General features: G+C 71.2%; 24 protein-coding genes. 11 read left to right on the forward strand and 13 right to left on the reverse strand.

Annotation, left to right across the window (positions count from 1 at the left end):
- Positions 1-43: 43 nt before the first annotated feature.
- A complete protein-coding gene (locus JHD21_RS03375) occupies positions 44-1,111 on the forward strand; it encodes an LLM class flavin-dependent oxidoreductase (RefSeq protein WP_292671630.1) in 1,068 nt (355 codons plus the stop codon).
- 188 nt (positions 1,112-1,299) lie between these two features.
- Here JHD21_RS03375 and JHD21_RS03380 read toward each other — a convergent pair whose 3' ends face one another.
- The 4 genes from JHD21_RS03380 to coxB all read right to left on the reverse strand — a co-directional run bounded on the left by JHD21_RS03380 (position 1,300) and on the right by coxB (position 5,750).
- Positions 1,300-2,532, reverse strand: a complete 1,233-nt coding sequence (locus JHD21_RS03380) for an Ig-like domain-containing protein (protein ID WP_292671632.1) — start codon at positions 2,530-2,532, stop codon at positions 1,300-1,302.
- A gap of 115 nt (positions 2,533-2,647) precedes the next feature.
- Positions 2,648-3,070 (reverse strand): cytochrome c oxidase subunit 4, encoded by a 423-nt coding sequence (locus JHD21_RS03385; RefSeq protein WP_292671633.1) that lies wholly within the window; start codon positions 3,068-3,070, stop codon positions 2,648-2,650.
- Complete coding sequence (gene ctaD, locus JHD21_RS03390; RefSeq protein ID WP_365695437.1) at positions 3,067-4,758, reverse strand: cytochrome c oxidase subunit I; 1,692 nt, start codon at positions 4,756-4,758, stop codon at positions 3,067-3,069. The genes JHD21_RS03385 and ctaD overlap by 4 nt, the downstream gene beginning before the upstream one ends.
- Before the next feature lie 71 nt (positions 4,759-4,829).
- Entirely contained in the window at positions 4,830-5,750 is a 921-nt protein-coding gene (gene coxB / locus JHD21_RS03395; protein ID WP_292671635.1) for a cytochrome c oxidase subunit II, read from the reverse strand.
- A gap of 147 nt (positions 5,751-5,897) precedes the next feature.
- Here coxB and JHD21_RS03400 point away from each other — a divergent pair, with 147 nt between their 5' ends.
- Positions 5,898-6,974 carry an aminotransferase class V-fold PLP-dependent enzyme gene (locus tag JHD21_RS03400; RefSeq protein ID WP_292671637.1) on the forward strand — a complete coding sequence of 359 codons (1,077 nt, stop codon included), beginning with the start codon at positions 5,898-5,900 and terminating at the stop codon, positions 6,972-6,974.
- The gene (locus JHD21_RS03405; RefSeq protein WP_292671639.1) at positions 6,971-7,195 is read left to right on the forward strand and encodes a sulfurtransferase TusA family protein; all 225 of its coding nucleotides are present in this window, start codon (positions 6,971-6,973) and stop codon (positions 7,193-7,195) included. The genes JHD21_RS03400 and JHD21_RS03405 overlap by 4 nt, the downstream gene beginning before the upstream one ends.
- A gap of 16 nt (positions 7,196-7,211) precedes the next feature.
- On the opposite strand, the gene JHD21_RS03410 is transcribed toward JHD21_RS03405, so the two are convergent.
- Complete coding sequence (locus JHD21_RS03410; protein ID WP_292671666.1) at positions 7,212-8,144, reverse strand: carbohydrate kinase family protein; 933 nt, start codon at positions 8,142-8,144, stop codon at positions 7,212-7,214.
- Positions 8,145-8,288: 144 nt separating this feature from the next.
- On the opposite strand from JHD21_RS03410, the gene JHD21_RS03415 reads away from it, so the two are divergent.
- The gene (locus JHD21_RS03415; RefSeq protein WP_292671640.1) at positions 8,289-8,507 is read left to right on the forward strand and encodes a hypothetical protein; all 219 of its coding nucleotides are present in this window, start codon (positions 8,289-8,291) and stop codon (positions 8,505-8,507) included.
- A 77-nt stretch (positions 8,508-8,584) separates the two neighbouring features.
- Here JHD21_RS03415 and erpA read toward each other — a convergent pair whose 3' ends face one another.
- Together erpA and JHD21_RS03425 are read right to left on the reverse strand one after the other, a co-directional pair.
- Positions 8,585-8,953, reverse strand: a complete 369-nt coding sequence (erpA, locus tag JHD21_RS03420; protein WP_292671642.1) for an iron-sulfur cluster insertion protein ErpA — start codon at positions 8,951-8,953, stop codon at positions 8,585-8,587.
- A gap of 64 nt (positions 8,954-9,017) precedes the next feature.
- Positions 9,018-10,115, reverse strand: a complete 1,098-nt coding sequence (locus tag JHD21_RS03425; protein ID WP_292671644.1) for a glycerate kinase — start codon at positions 10,113-10,115, stop codon at positions 9,018-9,020.
- A gap of 34 nt (positions 10,116-10,149) precedes the next feature.
- Between JHD21_RS03425 and JHD21_RS03430 the strand changes: the two genes are divergently transcribed.
- Both JHD21_RS03430 and nadA read left to right on the forward strand, forming a co-directional pair.
- The gene (locus JHD21_RS03430; protein WP_292671646.1) at positions 10,150-11,028 is read left to right on the forward strand and encodes a GNAT family N-acetyltransferase; all 879 of its coding nucleotides are present in this window, start codon (positions 10,150-10,152) and stop codon (positions 11,026-11,028) included.
- A gap of 34 nt (positions 11,029-11,062) precedes the next feature.
- Positions 11,063-12,229 (forward strand): quinolinate synthase NadA, encoded by a 1,167-nt coding sequence (nadA, locus tag JHD21_RS03435; RefSeq protein ID WP_292671647.1) that lies wholly within the window; start codon positions 11,063-11,065, stop codon positions 12,227-12,229.
- Between the two features lie 99 nt (positions 12,230-12,328).
- Here nadA and JHD21_RS03440 read toward each other — a convergent pair whose 3' ends face one another.
- Positions 12,329-13,054: a HAMP domain-containing sensor histidine kinase gene (locus tag JHD21_RS03440; protein ID WP_292671648.1), complete on the reverse strand. Its 726-nt coding sequence runs from the start codon at positions 13,052-13,054 to the stop codon at positions 12,329-12,331.
- A gap of 76 nt (positions 13,055-13,130) precedes the next feature.
- Positions 13,131-13,967 carry a PspA/IM30 family protein gene (locus JHD21_RS03445; RefSeq protein ID WP_292671649.1) on the reverse strand — a complete coding sequence of 279 codons (837 nt, stop codon included), beginning with the start codon at positions 13,965-13,967 and terminating at the stop codon, positions 13,131-13,133.
- Between the two features lie 110 nt (positions 13,968-14,077).
- Here JHD21_RS03445 and JHD21_RS03450 point away from each other — a divergent pair, with 110 nt between their 5' ends.
- Positions 14,078-14,671, forward strand: coding sequence for a DUF3043 domain-containing protein (locus tag JHD21_RS03450; protein ID WP_292671650.1), 594 nt, complete (start codon positions 14,078-14,080; stop codon positions 14,669-14,671).
- A gap of 5 nt (positions 14,672-14,676) precedes the next feature.
- Positions 14,677-15,516: a hypothetical protein gene (locus JHD21_RS03455; protein ID WP_292671651.1), complete on the forward strand. Its 840-nt coding sequence runs from the start codon at positions 14,677-14,679 to the stop codon at positions 15,514-15,516.
- On the opposite strand, the gene JHD21_RS03460 is transcribed toward JHD21_RS03455, so the two are convergent.
- The 3 genes from JHD21_RS03460 to JHD21_RS03470 are packed head-to-tail and all read right to left on the reverse strand — an operon-like array spanning position 15,485 to position 17,546.
- Entirely contained in the window at positions 15,485-16,483 is a 999-nt protein-coding gene (locus JHD21_RS03460; protein ID WP_292671652.1) for an aldo/keto reductase family protein, read from the reverse strand. The genes JHD21_RS03455 and JHD21_RS03460 overlap by 32 nt on opposite strands.
- A 32-nt stretch (positions 16,484-16,515) precedes the next feature.
- The gene (locus tag JHD21_RS03465) at positions 16,516-17,148 is read right to left on the reverse strand and encodes a TetR/AcrR family transcriptional regulator (RefSeq protein WP_292671653.1); all 633 of its coding nucleotides are present in this window, start codon (positions 17,146-17,148) and stop codon (positions 16,516-16,518) included.
- Positions 17,145-17,546 (reverse strand): hypothetical protein, encoded by a 402-nt coding sequence (locus tag JHD21_RS03470; protein ID WP_292671654.1) that lies wholly within the window; start codon positions 17,544-17,546, stop codon positions 17,145-17,147. Before JHD21_RS03470 ends, JHD21_RS03465 begins: the two co-directional genes overlap by 4 nt.
- 100 nt (positions 17,547-17,646) lie before the next feature.
- On the opposite strand from JHD21_RS03470, the gene JHD21_RS03475 reads away from it, so the two are divergent.
- The 3 genes from JHD21_RS03475 to JHD21_RS03485 are packed head-to-tail and all read left to right on the forward strand — an operon-like array spanning position 17,647 to position 19,153.
- Positions 17,647-18,201, forward strand: coding sequence for a GNAT family N-acetyltransferase (locus JHD21_RS03475; RefSeq protein ID WP_292671655.1), 555 nt, complete (start codon positions 17,647-17,649; stop codon positions 18,199-18,201).
- Positions 18,198-18,857, forward strand: a complete 660-nt coding sequence (locus tag JHD21_RS03480; protein ID WP_292671657.1) for an AzlC family ABC transporter permease — start codon at positions 18,198-18,200, stop codon at positions 18,855-18,857. The genes JHD21_RS03475 and JHD21_RS03480 overlap by 4 nt, the downstream gene beginning before the upstream one ends.
- Positions 18,854-19,153, forward strand: coding sequence for an AzlD domain-containing protein (locus JHD21_RS03485; RefSeq protein WP_292671658.1), 300 nt, complete (start codon positions 18,854-18,856; stop codon positions 19,151-19,153). Before JHD21_RS03480 ends, JHD21_RS03485 begins: the two co-directional genes overlap by 4 nt.
- Before the next feature lie 90 nt (positions 19,154-19,243).
- On the opposite strand, the gene JHD21_RS03490 is transcribed toward JHD21_RS03485, so the two are convergent.
- Positions 19,244-20,407, reverse strand: a 1,164-nt coding sequence (locus JHD21_RS03490) for a M4 family metallopeptidase (protein ID WP_292671660.1), incomplete at its 5' end; no start/stop codon positions are given.

Genomic DNA, 20,407 nt, shown 5'->3' on the forward strand with positions numbered 1-20,407 from the left:
CGTGCTCGCACGGGCGGGTGATCTCGTTCAGGAGGAACAGACGATGGCCTACGACCGACCGGTGACGTTCGGGATCGACACGTTCGGCGACGTGACCGTCGACCCCGAGGGACAGCGCCGCACCGACGCCGAGGTCATCCGGGACGTCGTCGAGGAGGCCGTGCTCGCCGAGCAGGTGGGCCTGGACCACGTGAGCATCGGTGAGCACCATCGCGACGACTTCGCGGTGTCCGCGCCCGACATGGTCCTGGCCGCGATCGCCTCGCGCACCGAGCGGGTCACTCTCGGCACCGCGGTCACCGTGCTCAGCTCCGACGACCCGGTGCGCGTCTACGAGCGCTTCGCCACCCTGGACGCCCTCTCCCACGGCCGGGCCGAGGTGACCCTGGGGAGAGGGTCCTTCACCGAGTCGTTCCCGCTGTTCGGCTACGACCTCGCCGACTACGAGGTCCTGTTCGCCGAGAAGCTCGACCTCTTCGCCCGGCTGCGCAGCGAGCGTCCGGTGTCCTGGGAGGGCACCACGCGCCGGCCGCTGGTCGAGGCCGACGTGCACCCCAAGACCGAACGCGGCACGATCCCCACCTGGATCGGTGTGGGCGGCTCACCGGAGTCGGTCGTCCGCGCGGCACGCTACGGCCTGCCGCTGATGCTCGCGATCATCGGCGGGGACCCCGCGCGCTTCGCGCCCTACGCCGAGCTCTACCAGCGGGCTCTGCGCGAGCTGGACCAGCCGCCCCTCCCCGTGGGGGTCCACTCCCCCGGCTTCGTCGCAGCCACCGACGACGAGGCCCGCGACCTCCTGTGGCCGCACTACCGGGCGATGCGCGACCGGATCGGGCGCGAACGCGGCTGGCCGCCCGCCACCCGGGACCAGTACGACGCCGAGGCGACGACCGGCGCGCTGATGGTCGGCTCCCCCGAGAGCGTCGCGCGGCGCATCGCCCGCACCGTCGAGGTCCTGGGCCTGTCCCGGTTCGACCTCAAGTACAGCAACGGCACGATGCCCCACGAGCACCTGATGACCGCCATCGAGCTCTACGGCACCCAGGTCGTCCCCCGGGTCAAGCAGCTGCTGAGCGAGAGTGGACGCGAGCGATCGGCCGCTCGCTGAGTGAGAGCGCCCGCGATCGGTATCAGGCCTCAGCCGCATCAGGACGACGGCTAGAGGCCACGGACGCTTGAATCTGCGAGCGGAGCGAGCGCGCCCCGCGATCGGCCCGGCGGCCACGATGGACGGCGGAGCTCCGCGGAGCGGAGCGGAGCGTCCGTCGTGGGTGCCGGGCCGAACTTGCGGGGGTATCAAGCCAGAGCCGAGCCCTCTTGCCACTCGGCCCAGCTGAGGTTCCAGTCCGACCAGCCGTTGCCGGGCTCGATCGACCGGTCCGTGCCGACGTACTCCACGACGTCCCCGCGGACGCTCATGTGGTAGAGCCAGTCGGCGTTGGCGGTGCTCAGGCCGGTGCACCCGTGGGAGACGTTGGCGCTCCCCTGGGAGGCGACCGACCACGGCGCGGCATGGATGAACTCACCGGAGGAGGTCACCCGCATCGCCCACTGGACGTTGTCGATGTTGTAGCCGTCGGCGCTGTCGTTGGGGATGCCGACCGTCTCGGAGTCCATCCGCTTGGCGTCGTACTTCTCCATGATGACCTTGATCCCCGAGCGGGTCGTGAACTTCGGCTCCTCACCGGTCGTGACGGGGAGGGTGCGCAGCAGCTTGCCGCCCGAGAACACCCGCATCTGGTGCGAGTCCATGTCCACCTTGTAGACGTGGGCGTCACCGACCTGGAAGTCGACGTGCCGGCTCTCCTGCCCGTAGATGCCGTTGCCCGCCGGGACGCTGTTGATGTCGACGTCGACGCTGACCTCGGTCCCGGCCCGCCAGTACTTCTTGGGCCGGTAGTGGGCGACCTGGTCGCTCAGCCAGTACCAGCCGCCGGCCTGCTCGGGCGTGGACGTGACCTTCATGTGGCGCTCGAACGAGGCGCGGTCGGTCACGGGGACGTCGAAGCTGACGATGACGGGCATCCCCACTCCGACGGTCTCCCCGGCGAGCGGCGCCACGGACGGGTAGGTCTGCTGGTCGAGCGACAGGTCCTGGGTGGTGAACCGGGACCGGCGGGTGACCACGTCGCCGTCGTCGCCGCGTACGGCGGCCTCCACGACGTAGGTCGTGGCCGGCTCCAGCCGGTCCTCGGTCTTCCACATGCCGCCGTCACCCGAGATCTCGCCCTCCAAGGCGCCGGCCTCGCCCGAACCGGTGACCGTGACCGTGCTCAGCCGCCCGTGGGTGGCGGCGATCCTCAGGAGCGTGTCGACCGGGACGTCACGGGCGCCACGCTTCACGTTGCTCCTGATCGAGGCGGCCTCGGCGGGGGCTCCGTCGCTGCTGGAGGAGGACGACGGAGTGCCGTCTTGGGAGCCGGTGCCGGTGTCCGGGTCGGCGGAGCCCGACTCACAGGCGCTCAGCAACGTCGCGGCCAGCAGCAGAGCTGCTGCGCCGGTCGTCGATCGGACAGCCAGGGACGGCATCAGGGCACTCCAGAGGGGTAGGTTCGATCAGCCTGAAAGGCTAACCAAGGGCTCCTACAGGAGACGAAACGGCGACGCGGAAGGTTGCGTCGGACCCGCGCCGACGCTCAGGCCCTCAGTGAGCGTGCTCACCCCGGTAGTACTCGTAGATCCAGCCGGACAGCGCGACAGCGCCGAGCACGCCACCGATGATGACCAGCCACCACGCCAGCATCGCGACACCGTAGACCATGGCGCCGAGCGCCATGGCGCACCACAGCGGCCACCACGAGTACGGCGGGAAGAATCCCAGCTCACCCGCTCCGTCGGCGATCTCGGCGTCCTTGCGGTCCTCGGGACGCGGGTCCATCTTCTGGGCGTGGAAGCCCAGGAAGATCGTCACCATCAGGGTCAGCAGCGTGGTCATCGCCAGCGCCGAGGTGCCGGTCCAGTCACCGCCGTCGGTGTGCCCGCTCGCGTCGGTCACCAGCCAGTAGGCGGGCGTCACCAGCACCAGGAAGATGGTGCACGCGCCGAAGATCCAGGCCTCGGCCTTCATCGGCCCTCACCGTCCTTGTCATCGACCTGGCCGTCGACCCGGTCCTCGACCAGCTCCTCGCGGCCCTCCATGTCGGGAGCGTCCGCGAAGCCACCCTCGGCCGCCGCCTCGTTCTGGTCGAGCTCGATCGCGGCCACCTCCGGGTGGTGCAGGTCGAACGCCGGCGACTCGGAGCGGATCCGCGGGATGGTGACGAAGTTGTGCCGCGGCGGCGGGCAACTGGTGGCCCACTCCAGCGAGCGACCCCAACCCCACGGGTCGTCGACCTCGACGAGGGGCGATTTGCGGGAGATGTAGACGTTGTAGAAGAACGGCAGCGTCGAGGCGCCCAGCAGGAACGCTCCGATCGTCGACACCTGGTTGAGCGTGGTGAAGCCATCCGCAGGCAGGTAGTCCGCGATCCGCCGCTGCATGCCCTCGACGCCCAGCCAGTGCTGCACGAGGAACGTCGTGTGGAAGCCGACGAACGTCAGCCAGAAGTGCACCTTGCCGAGCCGCTCGTCGAGCATCCGGCCGGTCATCTTCGGCCACCAGAAGTAGAAACCCGCGAACATCGCGAAGACCACCGTGCCGAACACGACGTAGTGGAAGTGGGCGACCACGAAGTAGGAGTCGGAAACAGTGAAGTCCAGCGGGGGGCTGGCCAGGATGATGCCGGTCAGGCCGCCGAAGAGGAACGTCGTCAGGAAGCCGATCGACCAGAGCATGGGGGTGTCGAAGGACAGACTTCCCCCCCACATCGTGCCGATCCAGTTGAAGAACTTCACGCCGGTGGGCACGGCGATGAGGAACGTCATGCCGGAAAAGAACGGCAGGTCCACGGCGCCGGTGACGAACATGTGGTGGGCCCAGACCGCCACCGAGAGGATCGCGATGCCGAGCGTCGCGCCCACGAGCCCGACGTAGCCGAAGATCGGCTTGCGGCTGAAGACGGGCAGGATCTCGGTCACGATGCCGAAGAACGGCAGCGCGATGATGTAGACCTCCGGGTGCCCGAAGAACCAGAACAGGTGCTGCCACAGGATCGCCCCGCCGTGCGCGGTGTCGAACACCTGGGCACCGAGCTGTCGGTCGGCCTCAAGCATCAACAGGGCTCCGGCGAGCACCGGGAAGGCGATGAGCACCAGCAGGCTGGTCACCAGCGTGTTCCACACGAAGATCGGCATCCGGAACATGGTCATGCCCGGCGCCCGCATGCAGATGATGGTGGTGATGAAGTTGACCGCGCCGAGGATGGTGCCGAGCCCGGCCATCCACAGACCCATGATCCACAGGTCGCCACCGACCCCGGGCGACCGGACCGCGTCGGACAGCGGCGTGTAGGCGAACCAGCCGAAGTCCGCCGCTCCCGTGGGGGTCAGGAAGCCGGACGCCGCGATCAGGCCGCCGAACAGGAACAGCCAGTAGCTGAACATGTTGAGCCGCGGGAACGCGACGTCGGGAGAGCCGATCTGCAGCGGCATGATCACGTTGCCGAAGCCGAAGAACAGCGGGGTCGCGAACAGCAGCAGCATGATCGTGCCGTGCATCGTGAACAGCTGGTTGTAGAGCTCGTCGTTGACGACCTGTTGGCCGGGAAAGGCGAGCTCGGAGCGGATCAGCATCGCCATCAGGCCTCCGATGAGGAACCAGGCGAAGGACGTGCCGAGGTAGAGCTTGCCGATCAGCTTGTGGTCGGTCGTGGTCATGATCCGCGCCAGCTGCTGGCCGAGCGGTTTGCGGGCCGGCACGGCCGTGGCGGGGTGGGGCGCTGTCGCGGTCACTCGGAGTCGTCTCCTTCTTGTCCCCGTCCGGGTCCCTCGCCCTCGGCGAGGTCACCGAGACCCTGCTGGGTGTAGGCCTCGTCACTGCCGAGCAGCGGCATCTCGGACGTCCGGCCAGCCTCGGCGAGCTCGTCGACGTGGGCGTCGTACTCCTCGCGGCTCACGACGTGGACCTCGAACAGCATCCGGGAGTGGTAGACGCCGCAGAGCTCGTAGCACGCCCCGCGGAAGACGCCCTCACGGCTCGGGGTGATGGAGTAGTGGTTGACCCGGCCCGGGATGACGTCCATGCGCATGAGGAACGACGGGATGCCGAAGTTGTGGATGACATCGGGGCTGTACAGGTTGAAGCGCGTTGTCTCGTCGACCGGCAGCCACAGTTCGGGGATGTACGAGCCGGTGCCGACCTCGTAGGCGTACTCGTCGTAGGCGTAGACGTCGTCGTACCGGTCGTCGTCGGCGCTCTCGTCCATCTCGCCGAGGCCGTAGTTGAACGTCCACTGCCACTGCTGGCCCGTCACCTCGATGATGTTGTCGGGCGGGATGTCGCGCAGCACGTCGTTCTGGACCTTCACCGTGTGGTTGAAGAACACGATGACCATGACGACCGGGGCGAGGGTGTAGAAGATCTCCAGCGGCAGGTTGTAGCGGGTCTGGATGGGGATCTCGTCGTCGCTGCGGCGGCGGAACTTCACCACGGCGTAGAAGATCAGGCCCCAGACGATCACCCCGGTGACCAGCGCCGCGATCCAGGCGCCCTGCCACAGGTCGAGGGTCCGCTCCCCCTGGACGGAGGCGGGCTCGGGCATGGCGAGGCGACCGGCCTCGGTGTCGTCGGCGCAACCGCTCAGGAGGAAGCCCAGGAGCAGGGCCACGACGAGCGGAGTGCGCAGCCGCCGACGGCGCTGAAGACTCACGAAAGAGCCCCTCTCGACTCACTGTAAGACGTCACGTATTTGGCAGTAATGACCCTAGCCCAATGGTGCCGCCGCTCCGGCTCCGGGTGGGTCCTCCCGACGGGTGTTTCGAGACGGCCGCCGCCGCGGCTCGGATACTTTTCACTCGTGGGCGACGGCGGGTATCTCGACAGCGCCTCCTCGGAGCCGCTGCACCCCGCGGCCCGCGAGGCGATGCTCGCCGCCCTCGACCAGGGGTACGCCGACCCGCGGCGGCTCCACCCGCCGGCGCGCAACGCGCGGCTGATCCTCGACAACGCCCGGGAGGCGGTCGCCGAGGCCCTCGGCGTACGGCGGGACGAGGTGTCGTTCACCTCGTCCGGGACCGACGCCGTGCACCGCGGCCTGCTGGGACTGCTGCCCCCAGGCGCCACGGTCGCACACGCGGCGGTCGAACACTCCGCCGTCCTGCACGCTCTTGCCTGGCGCCCGGACCTGAAGTTGCGCTCACTCCCGGTGGATGCGACCGGGCGCGTCGACGCGGAGCGGTTGGGCACCTACGACGTCCTCGCGCTCCAGGACGCCAACCACGAGGTGGGCACGATCCAGCCCGCCGTGGGCGTGGGCACGGTCTTCCGCGACGCGTGCGCCTCGATGGGCCGGGTGCCGCTGCGCGAAGGCTGGTCAGCGGCGGCCGGCTCGGCGCACAAGTGGGGTGGCCCGGCCGGCGTCGGGGTGCTGCTGGTCCGCCAGGGCGTCCGCTGGCGCAACCCGTTCCCTGCCGACGACCGGGTCGACGGGCGGGTCAGCGGCTTCGAGAACGTCCCCGCGGCCCTCGGTGCCGCCGCGGCCCTCCAGGCCGTGGTGGCCGAGCGCGACCTGGTCAACGCGCGCCAGCACGCGCTCGTGGACCGGATCCGCGCCGCGGTCGCCCGGATCCCCGACACCGAGGTGGTCGGCGACGCGGTCGTGCGGCTCCCGCACCTGGTGACGTTCTCGTTCCTCTACGTCGACGGCGAGGCGATCGTGGACGCGCTGGCCCGCCGCGGCTTCAGCGTCGCCAGCGGGTCCGCGTGCACGGCCTCCACGCTCGAGCCCAGCCACGTGCTCGCCGCCATGGGAGCACTGACCCACGGCAACCTCCGGGTGTCGCTGACCCGGGACGCCACCGAGACCGAGGTCAACGCGTTCCTGGCCGTGCTGCCCGAGGTCGTCGCCGAGATCCGCAGGGACGTGGGGATGTGATCGAGCTGGACTGCCGGGGACTCCCCTGCCCCCGGCCGGTCATCGAGCTGGCGAGGCAGATCCTCGCGGTCGAGGTCGGCGAGGTGCTGGCCGTCGTCGCCGACGACCCCGCCGCGGCCTACGACATCCCCGCCTGGTGCCGGATGCGGGAGCAGGAGTACGTCGGCGCCGATCTGGCCGACGACGGCGTGCCGCGCTACCTGGTGCGCCGTCTCGGCTGACCAGCGCGCGGACGGGTCAGACCAGGTGCGGTCGCACGGCTTCGGCCGCGTCGCCGCCGTAGGAGTGGTCCAGGCGGGCCAGGAACTGCTCGGCGGTGAACGTGTAGTCCTGCGGTCCGACGGTCTCCACGACGTACGCCGCCAGGACGCAACCCACCTGCGCCGCGTGCTCCTCGCTGAGCCCCCAGGCCAGCGCGCCGAGGAAGCCGGCGCGGAACGCGTCGCCGACACCGGTGGGCTCGATCGCCACGACGTCCTTGGCCGCGTGCAGCTCGAGCGGGTCAGCGCCCTGGCGGGTGATCCGGACACCGGCGGCACCGAGGGTGGTGACCTGGGTCCCGACCCGGTCCAGGATCTCCTCGGCCGACCAGCCGGTCTTCTGCTCGATCATCGCCGACTCGTACTCGTTGGAGAACAGGTACGCCGCGCCGTCGATCAGGCTGCGGATCAGGGCCCCCTCACCGAACGCGAGCTGCTGGCTGGGGTCGGCGATGAACGGGTAGCCGCGGGTGCGGCACTCGTCGGTGTGCCGCAGCATCCCGTCCGGGTCGTCGGCGCCGATCAGGACGTAGGACGGCGCGCCGACGTCCGCCACGATCGGGGCCAGCTCGACCAGCCGGGCCTCGCTCATCGCGCCGGGGTAGAACGACGCGAACTGGGCTCCGGTGACGTCGGTGGTGCACACGAACCGGGCGGTGTGCTGGGTCTCGGAGATCCGGACGTGGGCGCAGTCCACGCCGTGCCGCTCCAGCCACGAGCGGTAGTCGGCGAAGTCCTCGCCCGCCGCGCCCACCAGCACCGGCGACAGACCGAGCCGGCCGAGGCCGAAGCACATGTTGGCGGCCACGCCGCCGCGGCGGATCTCGAGGTCGCTGACGAGGAACGAGACCGACAGCTTGTCGAGCTGCTCGACCACCAGCGAGTCGGCGAACTTGCCGCCGAACGTCATCAGGTGGTCGGTCGCGATGGAGCCGGCGATGAGCAGGGCGCCGCCAGGACGGTCAGGGGTGTCGGGCACGTGCCGAAACGATAGGTGCAAACTACCGATCGGTACGACTCGGCGTACCCGTCAGTAGTCTCTAGCGTCGACCACATGACCGCCTACGACGACCTGGCCACCCCCGCGCAGATGCGGGAGGACTGCCGCGCGGCGGGCCGGCACCTGCGGCTGGAGCGGGCCGCGGAGCGGGTCTCCCACCCGGCTCCGAGCATCCTGTTCGAGGACTTCCCGCGCGAGGTGCCCAAGCGGGAGATCGCCATCAGCGCGGCGGCGCAGCGGATCGCGAACGCGCTCGAGCTGCACCTGGACTAGAACCGCGCATGCGAAAGCCCCCGCCTGCGGCGGGGGCTTTCGCATGCGTCAGATCAGTGAACGGGTCTCCGCACCGGTCAGTGGAACGAGTCGCCGCAGGCGCAGGAGCCGGTCGCGTTGGGGTTGTCGATCGTGAAGCCCTGCTTCTCGATCGAGTCGACGAAGTCGATCATCGCACCGTTGAGGTAGGGGACGCTCATCCGGTCGACGACCACGGACACGCCGTCGAAGTCGGTGACGACGTCGCCGTCGAGCGTGCGCTCGTCGAAGAACAGCTGGTAGCGGAGGCCCGAGCAGCCACCGGGCTGCACGGAGATGCGGAGCGCGAGGTCGTCGCGTCCCTCCTGCTCGAGGAGGCTCTTCACCTTGCCTGCGGCGACGTCGCTCAGGTTGATGCTGTCGGTGCGGCGCTCGGTCTCAACAGCGTTCGTGAGCTGTTCGGTCACTAGGGGACTCCCAAAGTCTCGGGTGGCGGGTGCTCTGCCTGCCTCAATGGTCGCACACCGGGGGTTATTCCGGGACCCGGCGTGACCAGGTCCGGGCCACCCGCTCGGCCATGTCCGCCAGCGCACCGGCCGGGTCCGCGAACGCCCGGTCCTTGCCGACCAGGTCGACCAGGGCGTACGCCGACTCCACGCCCAGCGCCCGCATCTCCCGCGACCCCACGAGGACCTGGCCCGCGAGCGCGACGCACGGTCGCAGCGCGGCCTCGGCGACCTTGGCGACGCCGTAGGGCACCTTGCCGGACCGGCTCGAGAAGTCGAACGCGCCCTCCCCCGTCACGACCAGGTCCGCGGCAGCCGCCCGCTCGCGGAGCCCCACCGCCTCGACGACCAGGTCGATGCCCGGCTCGCGGGCGGCACCGACGGCGAGCAGGGCGAACCCGACTCCACCAGCGGCACCGGCGCCCTTCTCGAGGGCGAGCCGCCGGTCGACGGCACCGGCCCACTGCTCCAGCCACGCGTCGACGACGGGGAGCCGGTCCTCGGTGATGCCCTTCTGCGGCCCGAACGTCTTGGTGGCGCCGAACAGGCCCGTCAGCGGGCTCTCCACGTCGCTGGCGGCGACCAGCCGCACACCCCCGACCGCGGCCCGGGCCGGGCCGAGGTCGACCTCGGTGACCCCGTCGAGCCCGGCCGCGCCCGCGTCCAGGGCGCTCGGCGACGTGGCGCCCAGCGCCGCGAGCAGGCCCGCTCCCCCGTCGTTGGTGCCGCTGCCGCCGAGGCCGACCACGACGGTGCCGGCCCCCGTCCCGATCGCGGCCCGGAGCAGCTCTCCCACGCCGTACGTCGTCGCGCCTTCCGCGCCGCGGCCGCCGGTCAGGTGCAGCCCGCAGGCCTGGGCGCTCTCGACGTACGCCGTTCCGTCGTGCAACAGGAGCGTGGCCGGGACCGGCTCGCCGAGCGGGCCCCGGACCGTCTGCGCCAGCAGCTCGCCGCCGAGCGCGGCGTGGAGCACGTCGACGAAGCCGGGCCCTCCGTCCGACATCGGCGCCAGGTCGAGCTCGTCGCCAGGCGCGTGCCGGGCCCAGCCGGTCGCGATGGCCTGGGCGGCCTCGACCGCGGAGAGGGTGCCCGCGAACTTGTCCGGCGCCACGAGAACCCGCATGCGTCGAGTCTCCCCCACGGCCTACGGTGACGCGGTGGGTGACTGGACGATCCGGCCGATGCGCCCCGAGGACGTGCCGGTCGCCGAGCGGCTGAGCGACGAGGGCTTCTACCAGCTCGACCTCAGGACCCAGCGGGCCGACCGGCCGCCACCGGAGCGCCGGACCGTCGAGCACAGCGCGGGCTGGGAACGGCGCACCCGGCACTTCCTGGAGACCGATCCCGGCGGGTGCTGGGTCGCCGAGGACGACTCGGGAGTCCTCGGCTTCGCGACCTCCATCCGCCGCGAGCTGATGTGGTGCCTGGCCACGTACGTCGTCCGGCCGGGGCTGCAGGGCCAGGGCATCGGTCGCCCACTGCTCGAGGCGGCGCTGCACCACGGGCGCGGCTGCCTGCGCGGGATGCTGTCGGCGTCGGCCGACCCGAAGGCCGTCCGGCGCTACCGCGCCGCCGGCTTCGACCTGCACCCACAGATGTTCCTCATCGGCGAGGTGGACCGGTCCGCCATTCCGGTCCTCGACAAGGTCCGCGAGGGATCGTCGAGCGACATCGAGCTGATGGACTCCCTCGACCGACGGACCCGTGGAGCGGCGCACGGCCCGGACCACCCGCTCCTCCTGTCCTCCTTCCGGCTCCTGGTCAGCGACTCGAGCACCGGCTCGGGGTACGCGTACGTCAGCCCGGGTCGCCTGCAGCTGCTCGCGGCCAGCAACCGGCGTACGGCGCAGCGGCTGCTCTGGGCCGTGCTGGCCGACACCGAGGGCCCTGCTCTCGTCCCCCACGTCACCGCGGCCAACCACTGGGCCGTCGACGTCGGTCTCGCCGCCCGCCTCGACCTGCACCAGGAGGGGTATCTCGGGCTGCGTGGGATGAAACCGCCGGCGCCGTACGTTCACCACGGTGCCTTGCTCTGACAACCCGCGGAGCCCGGAAACCTAGGATGGCCGCATGACGACCGTCGACCTGCCGCTCCTGCCCCTCGGCCGGGGCGTGGACCTTGGCTCGGAGCGCGGTGTCGAGTGTCCCGGCGACCTCCCGTCGCCCTCCGACCCCGACCTGGTGGCGCGCGCCGTCGCCGCCAAGGAGGCGCTCGGCAGCCGGGTGTTCGTCCTCGGTCACCACTACCAGCGCGACGAGGTGATCCAGTTCGCGGACGTCACGGGTGACTCGTTCAAGCTGGCGCGGGAGGCGGCCGCCCGCCCCGAGGCCGAGTTCATCGTCTTCTGCGGCGTCCACTTCATGGCCGAGTCGGCCGACATCCTGACCTCACCCGACCAGAAGGTGATTCTCCCCGACCTCGCCGCCGGCTGCTCGATGGCCGACATGGCCCGGCTCACCCAGGTCGAGGACGCCTGGGCCGCGCTGGTCGAGGCGGGCATCGCCGACGAGGTCGTGCCGGTGACCTACATGAACTCCAGCGCCGACATCAAGGCGTTCTGCGGGCGCAACGGCGGCGCCGTGTGCACCTCGTCCAACGCGGAGACCGCCCTCGAGTGGGCGTTCGAGCAGGGTTCGAAGGTGTTGTTCTTCCCCGACCAGCACCTCGGCCGCAACACCGCGGTCCTCAAGATGGGCATGTCCCTGGACGACTGCGTCGTGTGGGACCCGCACCGCCCGCACGGCGGGCTCACCGTCGAGCAGCTGCGCGACGCCCGGATGATCCTCTGGAAGGGCCACTGCTCCGTGCACGGGCGCTTCTCGCCGGACACGGTGGACGACCTGCGCGCCACCATCCCCGGCATCCAGATCCTGGTCCACCCCGAGTGCACGCACGAGGTGGTCCTCAAGGCCGACCTGGTCGGCTCGACCGAGTTCATCATCAACACGATCGAGGCGGCCGCCCCGGGCACCGCGTGGGCGGTCGGCACCGAGCTCAACCTGGTGAAGCGGCTGGCCGCCGCCCACCCGGACAAGCGGATCGTGTTCCTGGACAAGACCGTCTGCTACTGCTCGACGATGAACCGCATCGACCTGCCCCACCTCGTCTGGGCGCTGGAGTCGCTCGCCAACGACACGGTGGTCAACCAGATCGAGGTCGACCCGGAGACCGAGCGCTGGGCCAAGGTGGCCCTGGACCGGATGCTGGCCCTGCCGGGCAAGACGCACAAGGACTAGCCCCACGCGTGTCGAGCGCCAGCGAGACACGCGAGGGCGGCGGTGGTCGAGGAGGTCGCGCAGCGACCGTCACGAGGCCAGGTGAGCCGGTGCTGGAACTCAAGCAGGCAGCTCGAACCAGAACGTCGCGCCGACACCGTCCGGACCGTCGGTGACGCCGATCGCCCCCCCGTGCGCATCCACCACCCGGCGGCACGTCGCCAACCCGATGCCCATCCCCTCGACCCGCTTGTCGAGACGCACGGTCGGCTCGAAGACCCGCTCGCGCTGGTCCTCCGGGACCCCGACCCCGTTGTCGGCGACCTCTATCCGCCACCGCTCACCGGCGCGGGCCGCGGAGACGGTGACGCGCAGGGACCGGTCCGGCGACCGGAACTTCACCGCGTTGCCCACCAGGTTGAGCAGCAGGCGGCGCAGCAGCGACTCGTCGCCCGCCACGACCGGGAGCTCACCGACCACCAGGTCGACGTCCTCGAGCGTGCCGCCGAGGTCGGCGACCACGTCGGCGGTGGCCCGGGCGAGGTCGACCGGCACCGGGTCGATCGAGCTGCCGATCCGGGCGAACGCGAGGACGTCCTCGATCATCGCCGTCATCCGCGCCGAGCCGCGGAGCGCCCGGGTGATCAGCGGCAGCACGTCCTCGGCGGCGGCCCCGTCCTCGAGCTCGTCGCGGATCAGCTCGAGCGACAGCGACATCGTCGTGAGCGGGGTCTTGAGATCGTGGGTGACCTGCCCTGCGAAGGCCGCCAGGCGTTCGTCACAGCCGTCGGGCTGGACCGGCATCGCCGCCATGGGACGTTCGCTGTCGGAGCCGGGGGCGGTCACTGGCTCAGCATAGGAAGCGAGCGGTCTCCCGGTGGGCGAACCCGCAGACCGCGTCGCGCGGCCTCGGGCAGCCGAGTCAGGCCTTGTCGGCCTGGTCCTCCGACGTGGCGCTCGACCCGTCGGTCACCGTCTCCGCGACCGGCTCGCCGGCCAGGATCTCGCCGGGCGGCGGGGCGGCCTCGATCGCCTCGGGCGCGTCGGCGGCGGGCAGGGCGTCGGTCCCACCCTTGAGCCGGGCCAGCTCGGCCTCCACCTCGGCCTGCGAGCTCATCGCCTCGAGCTCACGGGTGATGTCGTCCCCGCGGTTGAAGGACGAGGCGTCGTCGAGCGCGCCGGAGGCGATCAGCTCGTCGATCGCGCTGGCCCGGGCCTGCATCTGCGCGGTCTTGTCCTCGGCGCGCTGGATGGCGGCGCCGACGTCGCCCATCTCGTCCCCGAGGCCGGAGACGGCCTCGTTGATGCGGGTCTGGGCCTCGGCCGCGGTGTAGGTCGCCTTGATGGTCTCCTTGCGGGTCCGCAGCGACTCGACCTGGGCCTGGAGGCGGGACTGAGCCATCGTCAGCTTCTCCTCCTCGCCCTGGAGCTGGGCGACCTGAGCGCGGACGGAGTCGATCTGCGCGTTGAGCCCGGACTTGCGGGTGAGCGCCTCGCGGGCCAGGTCCTCGCGGCCCATCTCGAGCGCCTTCTCGGCCTGACCCTGCAGCTTGGCGGCCTGGGTCTCCAGCTGGGCGACCTGCATCTCCATGCGCTTGCGGCTCGTGGCCACGTCGGCCACGCCGCGGCGCACCTTGGTCAGCAGCTCGAGCTGGCGCTGGTAGCTGTAGTCGAGCATCTCCCGCGGGTCCTCGGCCCGGTCGAGGGCCTTGTTGGCCTTGGATCGGAAGATGTTGAGGAAGCGGGTCCAGAGGCTCATGTCGGTCACCCTACGGCCGAGCGGCAAGCGCGCGCGAGACCGTAGACTCGGCGGCGCTGATCCGTCGTACCACTCACCGCGCCCGCACCGCATCGCACCGAAGAGGCACCTTGTTCCGTCGCAGCAAGTCCGACACCGCCACCGCCGAGGCCGGCCAGCCCGAGGGTCACGCCTCGGGCAAGGGGCGCCCGACGCCCACCCGCAAGGAGGCGGAGGCGGCTGCCCGGGCGCGCGCCAAGGTGCCGCGCACCCGCAAGGAGATGCTGGCGGCGCAGCGGATGGCCAAGACCGAGTCCAGCGCCAAGGTCCGCGCCGGCATGAAGGCCGGTGAGGAGCGCTACCTGCTTCCCCGCGACAAGGGGCCCGTCCGCCGGTTCGTCCGCGACTTCGTCGACAGCCGGCTCTCGTTCGTCGAGCTGCTCATCCCGTTGCTGGTCGTGACCATGGTGCTGGGCTACTCGGGCAACGAGGCGATGCGGTCGATCGGCAACACGATCCTGCTCGGCACCGTGCTGCTGGTCATCGTGGACATGGTCACGCTCCGGATGCGGCTGCGCCGCCAGCTCGCCGAGCGCTTCCCTGACGAGCCGACGAAGGGCCTGACCTACTACGCGATCACCCGGGCGCTCCAGATGAAGTTCATGAGGCTGCCCAAGGCCCGGGTGAAGATCGGCCAGCAGCTCCCCGACGACTACCACCGCTAGCCTCGGTGCCCGTCCAGGCGCTGGGCCTGAGCGCCGGACTCCTGTCCGCGGCCGTGTTCGGCGTCGCGGCGGTCGTGCAGGCACACGCCGTACGCCGCTACCCCGGCACCCCGGACCAGCTGTTCGGGTTCGTCGGGCGCTCGCTGCGCGACGCCCGGATGATGGCGGTCGTCGCGGCCTACCTGGTCGGGTTCCTCCTGCACGCGGTGGCCATCTGGTACCTCCCGCTCTACCTCGCCCAAGCGCTGGTGTCGCTGTCCCTGCCGGTCTCCGCGCTCGCCTCGCGCCGGGTCGAGCACGCCCTGCACCGGACGGGCTGGGTGGGCGTCGGGCTGGTCACCGGAGGGCTGGTGCTCCTCTCCCTGGGCGCCGGCGACCCGGGCTCGGTCATCACGACCGGCACGTTCGTGGCGCTCCTGTGGACCGCGGTCGGCCTGCTGGTCGTGGCCTCGTTGGCCAGGCGCCACCTCGCCGGGCCGCTCCTGGGCCTGCTGGCGGGGCTGGGCTACGCCGGCTCGGCGATCTCGGTCCGCGGCGTCGGGACGCCGGTGGAGGCGGTCGTCGTGGCCGCGGCGCTGGCCGTCCCGTCGTTCAGCCTGGTGGCGTTCTGGCTCTACTCCCTGGGCATGCACGACGCGGCGGTGCCGTCGACCACGGCCTCGCTCATCGTGGCCCAGACGTTCGTGCCGGCGGCCGTCGGCGTGGCGCTCCTGGGCGACCAGGTGCGGGACGGGTGGTGGCCGGCCGTCGGCCTGGGGATGGTCCTGTCGATGGTGGGCGCGCTGGTGCTCGCGCTGCGGCACGCCCCCGACGTCAGAAGTCCCGCCGCGCCGGCGACGCGTTGAACGACGCGTCGCGGTAGGCGATGTCGCCGACCACCTCGTCGATCCGCTCCATGAGCGCCGGCTCGATGGTGACGCCCGCGGCCTTGACGTTCTCGGAGACCTGCTCGGGGCGGCTGGCGCCGATGATCGCCGACGAGACGTTCGGGTTCTGGAGCACCCAGGCGACGGCGAGCTGAGCCAGGCTGAGGCCTACCTCGTCCGCGACGGGCCGCAGCCGCTGGACCCGCTCCAGCACGTCGTCCTTCATCCAGCGCGAGATCATGTCCGAGCCGCCCTTGTCGTCGGTGGCCCGCGATCCCTGGGGCGGCTGCTCCCCCGGCTTGTACTTGCCGGTGAGCGCACCCTGCGCGATGGGCGACCAGACGATCTGCTGGATGCCGAGCTCCTGGCTGGCCGGGACCACCTCTTCCTCGATGACCCGCCAGAGCATGTTGTACTGCGGCTGGTTGGAGACGAAGGGGATCCGGAGCTCGCGCGCCAGCGCGTGACCCGCCCGCAGCTCGTCGGCGCGCCACTCCGAGACGCCGATGTAGAGCGCCTTGCCGGCCCGCACCACGTCGGCGAACGCCTCCATGGTCTCCTCGAGCGGCGTCTCGTGGTCGTACCGGTGGGCCTGGTAGAGGTCGACGTAGTCGGTGCCGAGGCGACGCAGGGAGCCGTCGATGGACTCCATGATGTGCTTGCGCGACAGGCCGTGGTCGTTGTGCGCGCCCGGGCCGGTCGGCCAGAAGACCTTGGTGAAGATCTCGAGCCCCTCCCGGCGCTGCCCGGACAGCGCCTTGCCCAGGACGCTCTCGGCCTTGGTGTTCGCGTAGACGTCCGCGGTGTCGAACGTCGAGATGCCCTCGTCGAGGGCGCGGTGCACGCACGCCAGCGCGGCGTCCTCCTCGACCTGCGACCCGTGGGTCAGCCAGTTGCCGTAGCTGATCGCCGAGACCTTCATGCCGCCGAGATTGCGAAACTCCATACCGGCGACAGTAGCCACTACGCCGAGAACCACTACGTCGAGCGCGAGGTTCGTCGCAGCCTGGCGCGCACCGCCCGCCGGGCCACGGGCCCGAGGTCGTCCAGGATCTCGGCGACCGCGCCGAGCTGCTCCAGCGCGGCGAGCGCCTGCTGGGCACCCTCGGCGTCGACCCCCTCGTAGAGCTCCAGTCCGATGAACCCGGCTCCGATGGCACGCGCCAGACCGGCCCGGTCGGTGATCTCGAGCAGCGGGCTGTCCGCAAGCACCCGACGCACCGCGATCTCGACCTCCCGGTTCCAGGCCTCCATCGCGTGCTGCGCGGCCGCAGCGAGCAACGGATCGCGCTGCGCCCCCGCCATCAGCTGGGCCATCACGGCGAGGTTGCCCGACGCCTGCTCGCGCTCGTGGAGCGTGCGGCCGACGGCGAGCAGCTCCGTGAACGAGCCCACCGCCGCCAGCTCCTCACGGTACGACGCGACGCTGGCGTCCGCGGCCTCGGTGCACGCCGTCGCGACCAGCTCGGTCACCGTGCCGAAGTGATAGAAGACCAGCGCCTGGTTGACGCCCGCCTCGGCCGCGACCACCCGGGCCGAGGTCCCCGCGATCCCCTCACGGCCGACGACGGTGTGCGCGGCGGCCAGCAGTGCGGCCTTCGTGTCGGTCACACAGGTATCTTCCGCTGCCAGTCACGCCCGAGCACGACGACCGGGCCGACGACGAACCCGATGCCGGCGCAGACGACCAGCGCGGCGCCCACGACGACGATGCCGTAAGGCCCGACCGCGACGTACGCCGACGCCGCACCGCCGACGCTGCCAACCGCTGCCGCGCCCAGCCGCGACGCCCCCTCGGTGCGAAGCGACCCCGCGAGCAGCGCGAGCACGATGCCGCAGCCCAGGCCGAGCACGGCACCCACGCACCCCCCGACGAGCACGCCGAACCCTCCGAACACCACCATCCCTGCGAGCGAGCCGCCGAGCAGGGACAGCGCGCCTCCGACGGCTCCGCCGCAGGCGGCGCCTGCCAGGAGCCCGACCACCAGCCCTCGGACCACGATCACCACGCGACCTCCCACCATCTCCCACCTCCGGTTGAGCGATCGCTCAAACACTACCACCGGACTTGAGCGACCGCTCAAAATGCTCCCTGACAGGATGGGCGGCATGTCCTCCCCCACGGCCGACGTCAGCGTCCGGGTCGCCTGGGCCGACGACGCCACGGCGATCGCGGCGGTCCAGCTGCGAGCCTGGCCCGAGCTGTACGCCGGGGTGCTGCCGGCCGAGTCGATCCCGAGCGGGCCCGAGGCCGTCGACGCCGCCGCTGCCGCCTGGCGCGACTCCATGAGCAAGCCCGGCGACGCCCGCAACCGGGTGCTCGTCGCGCTCGAGCGCAACCGCGTCGTGGGGTTCGCGATCACCGGACCCGCGAGCGACCCCGACTGCGACCCGGTCGCCGACGGCGAGCTGCAGGAGCTCACCCTGGACCCCGCCGAGCGTGGCAAGGGCCACGGCTCCCGGCTGCTCCAGGCCGCGGCGGAGACCATGCAGGCGGACCGATTCACCCGGTCGGTGACCTGGACGCTCGCCTCGGACGACGCCCTGCGGAGCTTCCTCACCAGCGCCGGCTGGGCCCCGGACGGTGCGCACCGCGAGCTCGACCTGGACGGCTCGGGCGACACGCTCGTGAAGCAGGTCCGCCTGCACACCGCCTTGTCGTGACCCGCTCGACGGTCCGCGACAGCCTCGGCGTGGGCGTCGCCACCGGGCTGTACGGCGCATCGTTCGGGGCGATCTCGGTGGGGGCGGGACTGTCGGTCCCGCAGACCTGCGTCCTGTCGCTGCTGATGTTCACCGGCGCCTCCCAGTTCGCCCTGGTCGGCGTGCTCGGCGGCGGCGGCTCGGCCCTGTCGGCGGCCGCGACCGCGATGCTGCTGGGGACCCGCAACACCCTCTACGGGCTGCGCGTGGGGCCGCTGCTGTCCTGGCGTGGCGTCCGCCGGGCGGGCGCGGCGCACCTGCTCATCGACGAGTCGACCGCCATGTCGGTCAACCGCGACTCCCCGGAGGACGCCCGGCTCGGCTTCCTGGTCACGGGCGGCTCGGTCTTCGTGCTCTGGAACCTCTTCACGCTGCTCGGCGCGGTCGGTGGCAACGCCATCGGCGACCCGCGCACGTACGGCCTCGACGCCGCCGTCGGTGGCGCGTTCCTCGCGCTGGTGTGGCCGCAGCTGACCACCACCGCCAACCGGGTCGTCGCCCTGCTGGCAGTGGCCGTGGCGCTCGGCCTGGTGCCGGTCACCGCGGCCGGCGTACCGGTCCTCGCCGCCGGCGGCGTGGCTCTGCTGGCGGGACTCCTGTCCCGCGGGACGTCATGACCTGGGCGGCCGTGGTCGGAGCCGGCGTCGGCTGCTACCTGCTCAAGCTCGCCGGGGTGTCGGTGCCGCCGAGCGTCCTCGAGCGGCCGCTGGTACGACGGGTGGCCGGGCTGATACCGGTCGCCCTGCTGTCGGCGCTGGTCGCCGTACAGGTCTTCTCCTCGGGTCAGCGACTGGTCCTCGACGAGCGTGCCGCGGGGCTGGCCGCGGCGGTGCTGCTGCTCGTCCTGCGTGCGCCCTTCCTCGTCGTGGTGGTGGGGGCCGCGCTGGTGGCGGCACTCCTCCGCCTGGCCTGACCCGGCCGGCGCTTCGTCTGCAGCTACCAGTGGGACGAGCCCACGGAACCGCAGACGAATCGCCGGCCGGTCGGTCAGCCGGTCAGCCGGTCAGCCGACGCTGACCGCGCTCCAGGCGGCAGCCACGGCCGCCCGCTGGGTCGACGCCGCCCCGAAGAGGTCGGTCGCCGCGTTGAGCGTGGCCGTCCGGGCCTGGGCGTAGGTCGTGCCCGACGTCATGTAGACCGTCAGCGCCCGGAACCAGATCCGCTGGGCCGCGTCCCGGCCGATGCCGGTCACCGTCGAGCCGTTGCAGGTCGTGGAGCTGTGCGCGACGCCGTTGATGGTCTTCGCGCCCGACCCCTCGGCCAGCAGGTAGAAGAAGTGGTTGCCCACGCCGGACGAGTAGTGAACGTCCAGGTTCTTCGTGTTGCTGCTCCAGCAGTTCGGCGAGTCGCCGTCCGCGATCGGGTTGTCCATCCTGCGGAAGCCCTGGTGCGCAGCGAGGTCGAACTCCTCGCCGATCAGGTAGTCACCCGGGTCGTTGCCGTTGGCCGCGTAGAACTCGACCATCGTGCCGAAGATGTCCGAGGTCGCCTCGTTGAGACCACCCGACTCGCCCGAGTAGGTCAGGCCGGCGGTGTTCTCGGTGACGCCGTGCGACATCTCGTGACCGGCGACGTCCAGGCTGACGAGCGGACCGAAGCTGGTGCCGTCGCCGTCGCCGTACGTCATCTTCGTGCCGTCCCAGAACGCGTTGACGTAGTTGGAGCCGTAGTGGACCCGGTTGAACGAGCCGCTGCCGTTGCCGAAGATGCCGTTGCGCCCGTGGACCAGCTTGAAGTAGTCCCAGGTGACGTTGGTGCCGTACTGCGCGTCCACGCCGGCGGTCGCCCGGTTGCTGTTGCTGCCGTTGCCGAACGTGGTGCTCGAGCTGGTGATCTGGGTCCCGGCCGAGCAGCCGGCCCCGAAGATCTGGCAGAAGACCGAGTCCGTCCTGTTGTTCATGTCGGTCGTGTAGGTGTTGCCGCGGGTGGAGTCCTTGAGCTGGTACGTCGAGCCGGACTGCGTGACCTGGAGCGGGACGGTGCCGCTGTAGAGCGAGTTGCCGGTCCCGTCGACGTTGACGACGCGCTCCTCGCGCCGCAGGACCTGGCCGGACCGCGCGTCGACGTACGTCGAGAGCCGGCTCGGGGTCTGGTCGGCGCGCTTGCCGACCGTGACGACCTCCCAGGCCAGCCGGGGCCTGCCCGAGAGCGTCTCGACGACCAGGCG

This window comes from Nocardioides sp. (genome assembly GCF_016462705.1).
Taxonomy (GTDB): domain Bacteria; phylum Actinomycetota; class Actinomycetes; order Propionibacteriales; family Nocardioidaceae; genus Nocardioides.

Excerpts from the sequence above, each read along its gene's own strand:
- JHD21_RS03375 (WP_292671630.1), top strand. The coding sequence starts at position 44 with ATGGCCTACGACCGACCGGTGACGTTCGGGATCGACACGTTCGGCGAC.
- JHD21_RS03380 (WP_292671632.1), bottom strand. The coding sequence starts at position 2,532 with ATGCCGTCCCTGGCTGTCCGATCGACGACCGGCGCAGCAGCTCTGCTG.
- JHD21_RS03385 (WP_292671633.1), bottom strand. The coding sequence starts at position 3,070 with ATGAAGGCCGAGGCCTGGATCTTCGGCGCGTGCACCATCTTCCTGGTG.
- ctaD (WP_365695437.1), bottom strand. The coding sequence starts at position 4,758 with ATGACCACGACCGACCACAAGCTGATCGGCAAGCTCTACCTCGGCACG.
- JHD21_RS03410 (WP_292671666.1), bottom strand. The coding sequence starts at position 8,144 with ATGACGTTCGGCGGCAAGTTCGCCGACTCGCTGGTGGTCGAGCAGCTC.
- JHD21_RS03415 (WP_292671640.1), top strand. The coding sequence starts at position 8,289 with ATGACCGCCTACGACGACCTGGCCACCCCCGCGCAGATGCGGGAGGAC.
- JHD21_RS03425 (WP_292671644.1), bottom strand. The coding sequence starts at position 10,115 with ATGCGGGTTCTCGTGGCGCCGGACAAGTTCGCGGGCACCCTCTCCGCG.
- nadA (WP_292671647.1), top strand. The coding sequence starts at position 11,063 with ATGACGACCGTCGACCTGCCGCTCCTGCCCCTCGGCCGGGGCGTGGAC.
- JHD21_RS03445 (WP_292671649.1), bottom strand. The coding sequence starts at position 13,967 with ATGAGCCTCTGGACCCGCTTCCTCAACATCTTCCGATCCAAGGCCAAC.
- JHD21_RS03460 (WP_292671652.1), bottom strand. The coding sequence starts at position 16,483 with ATGGAGTTTCGCAATCTCGGCGGCATGAAGGTCTCGGCGATCAGCTAC.
- JHD21_RS03475 (WP_292671655.1), top strand. The coding sequence starts at position 17,647 with ATGTCCTCCCCCACGGCCGACGTCAGCGTCCGGGTCGCCTGGGCCGAC.
- JHD21_RS03485 (WP_292671658.1), top strand. The coding sequence starts at position 18,854 with ATGACCTGGGCGGCCGTGGTCGGAGCCGGCGTCGGCTGCTACCTGCTC.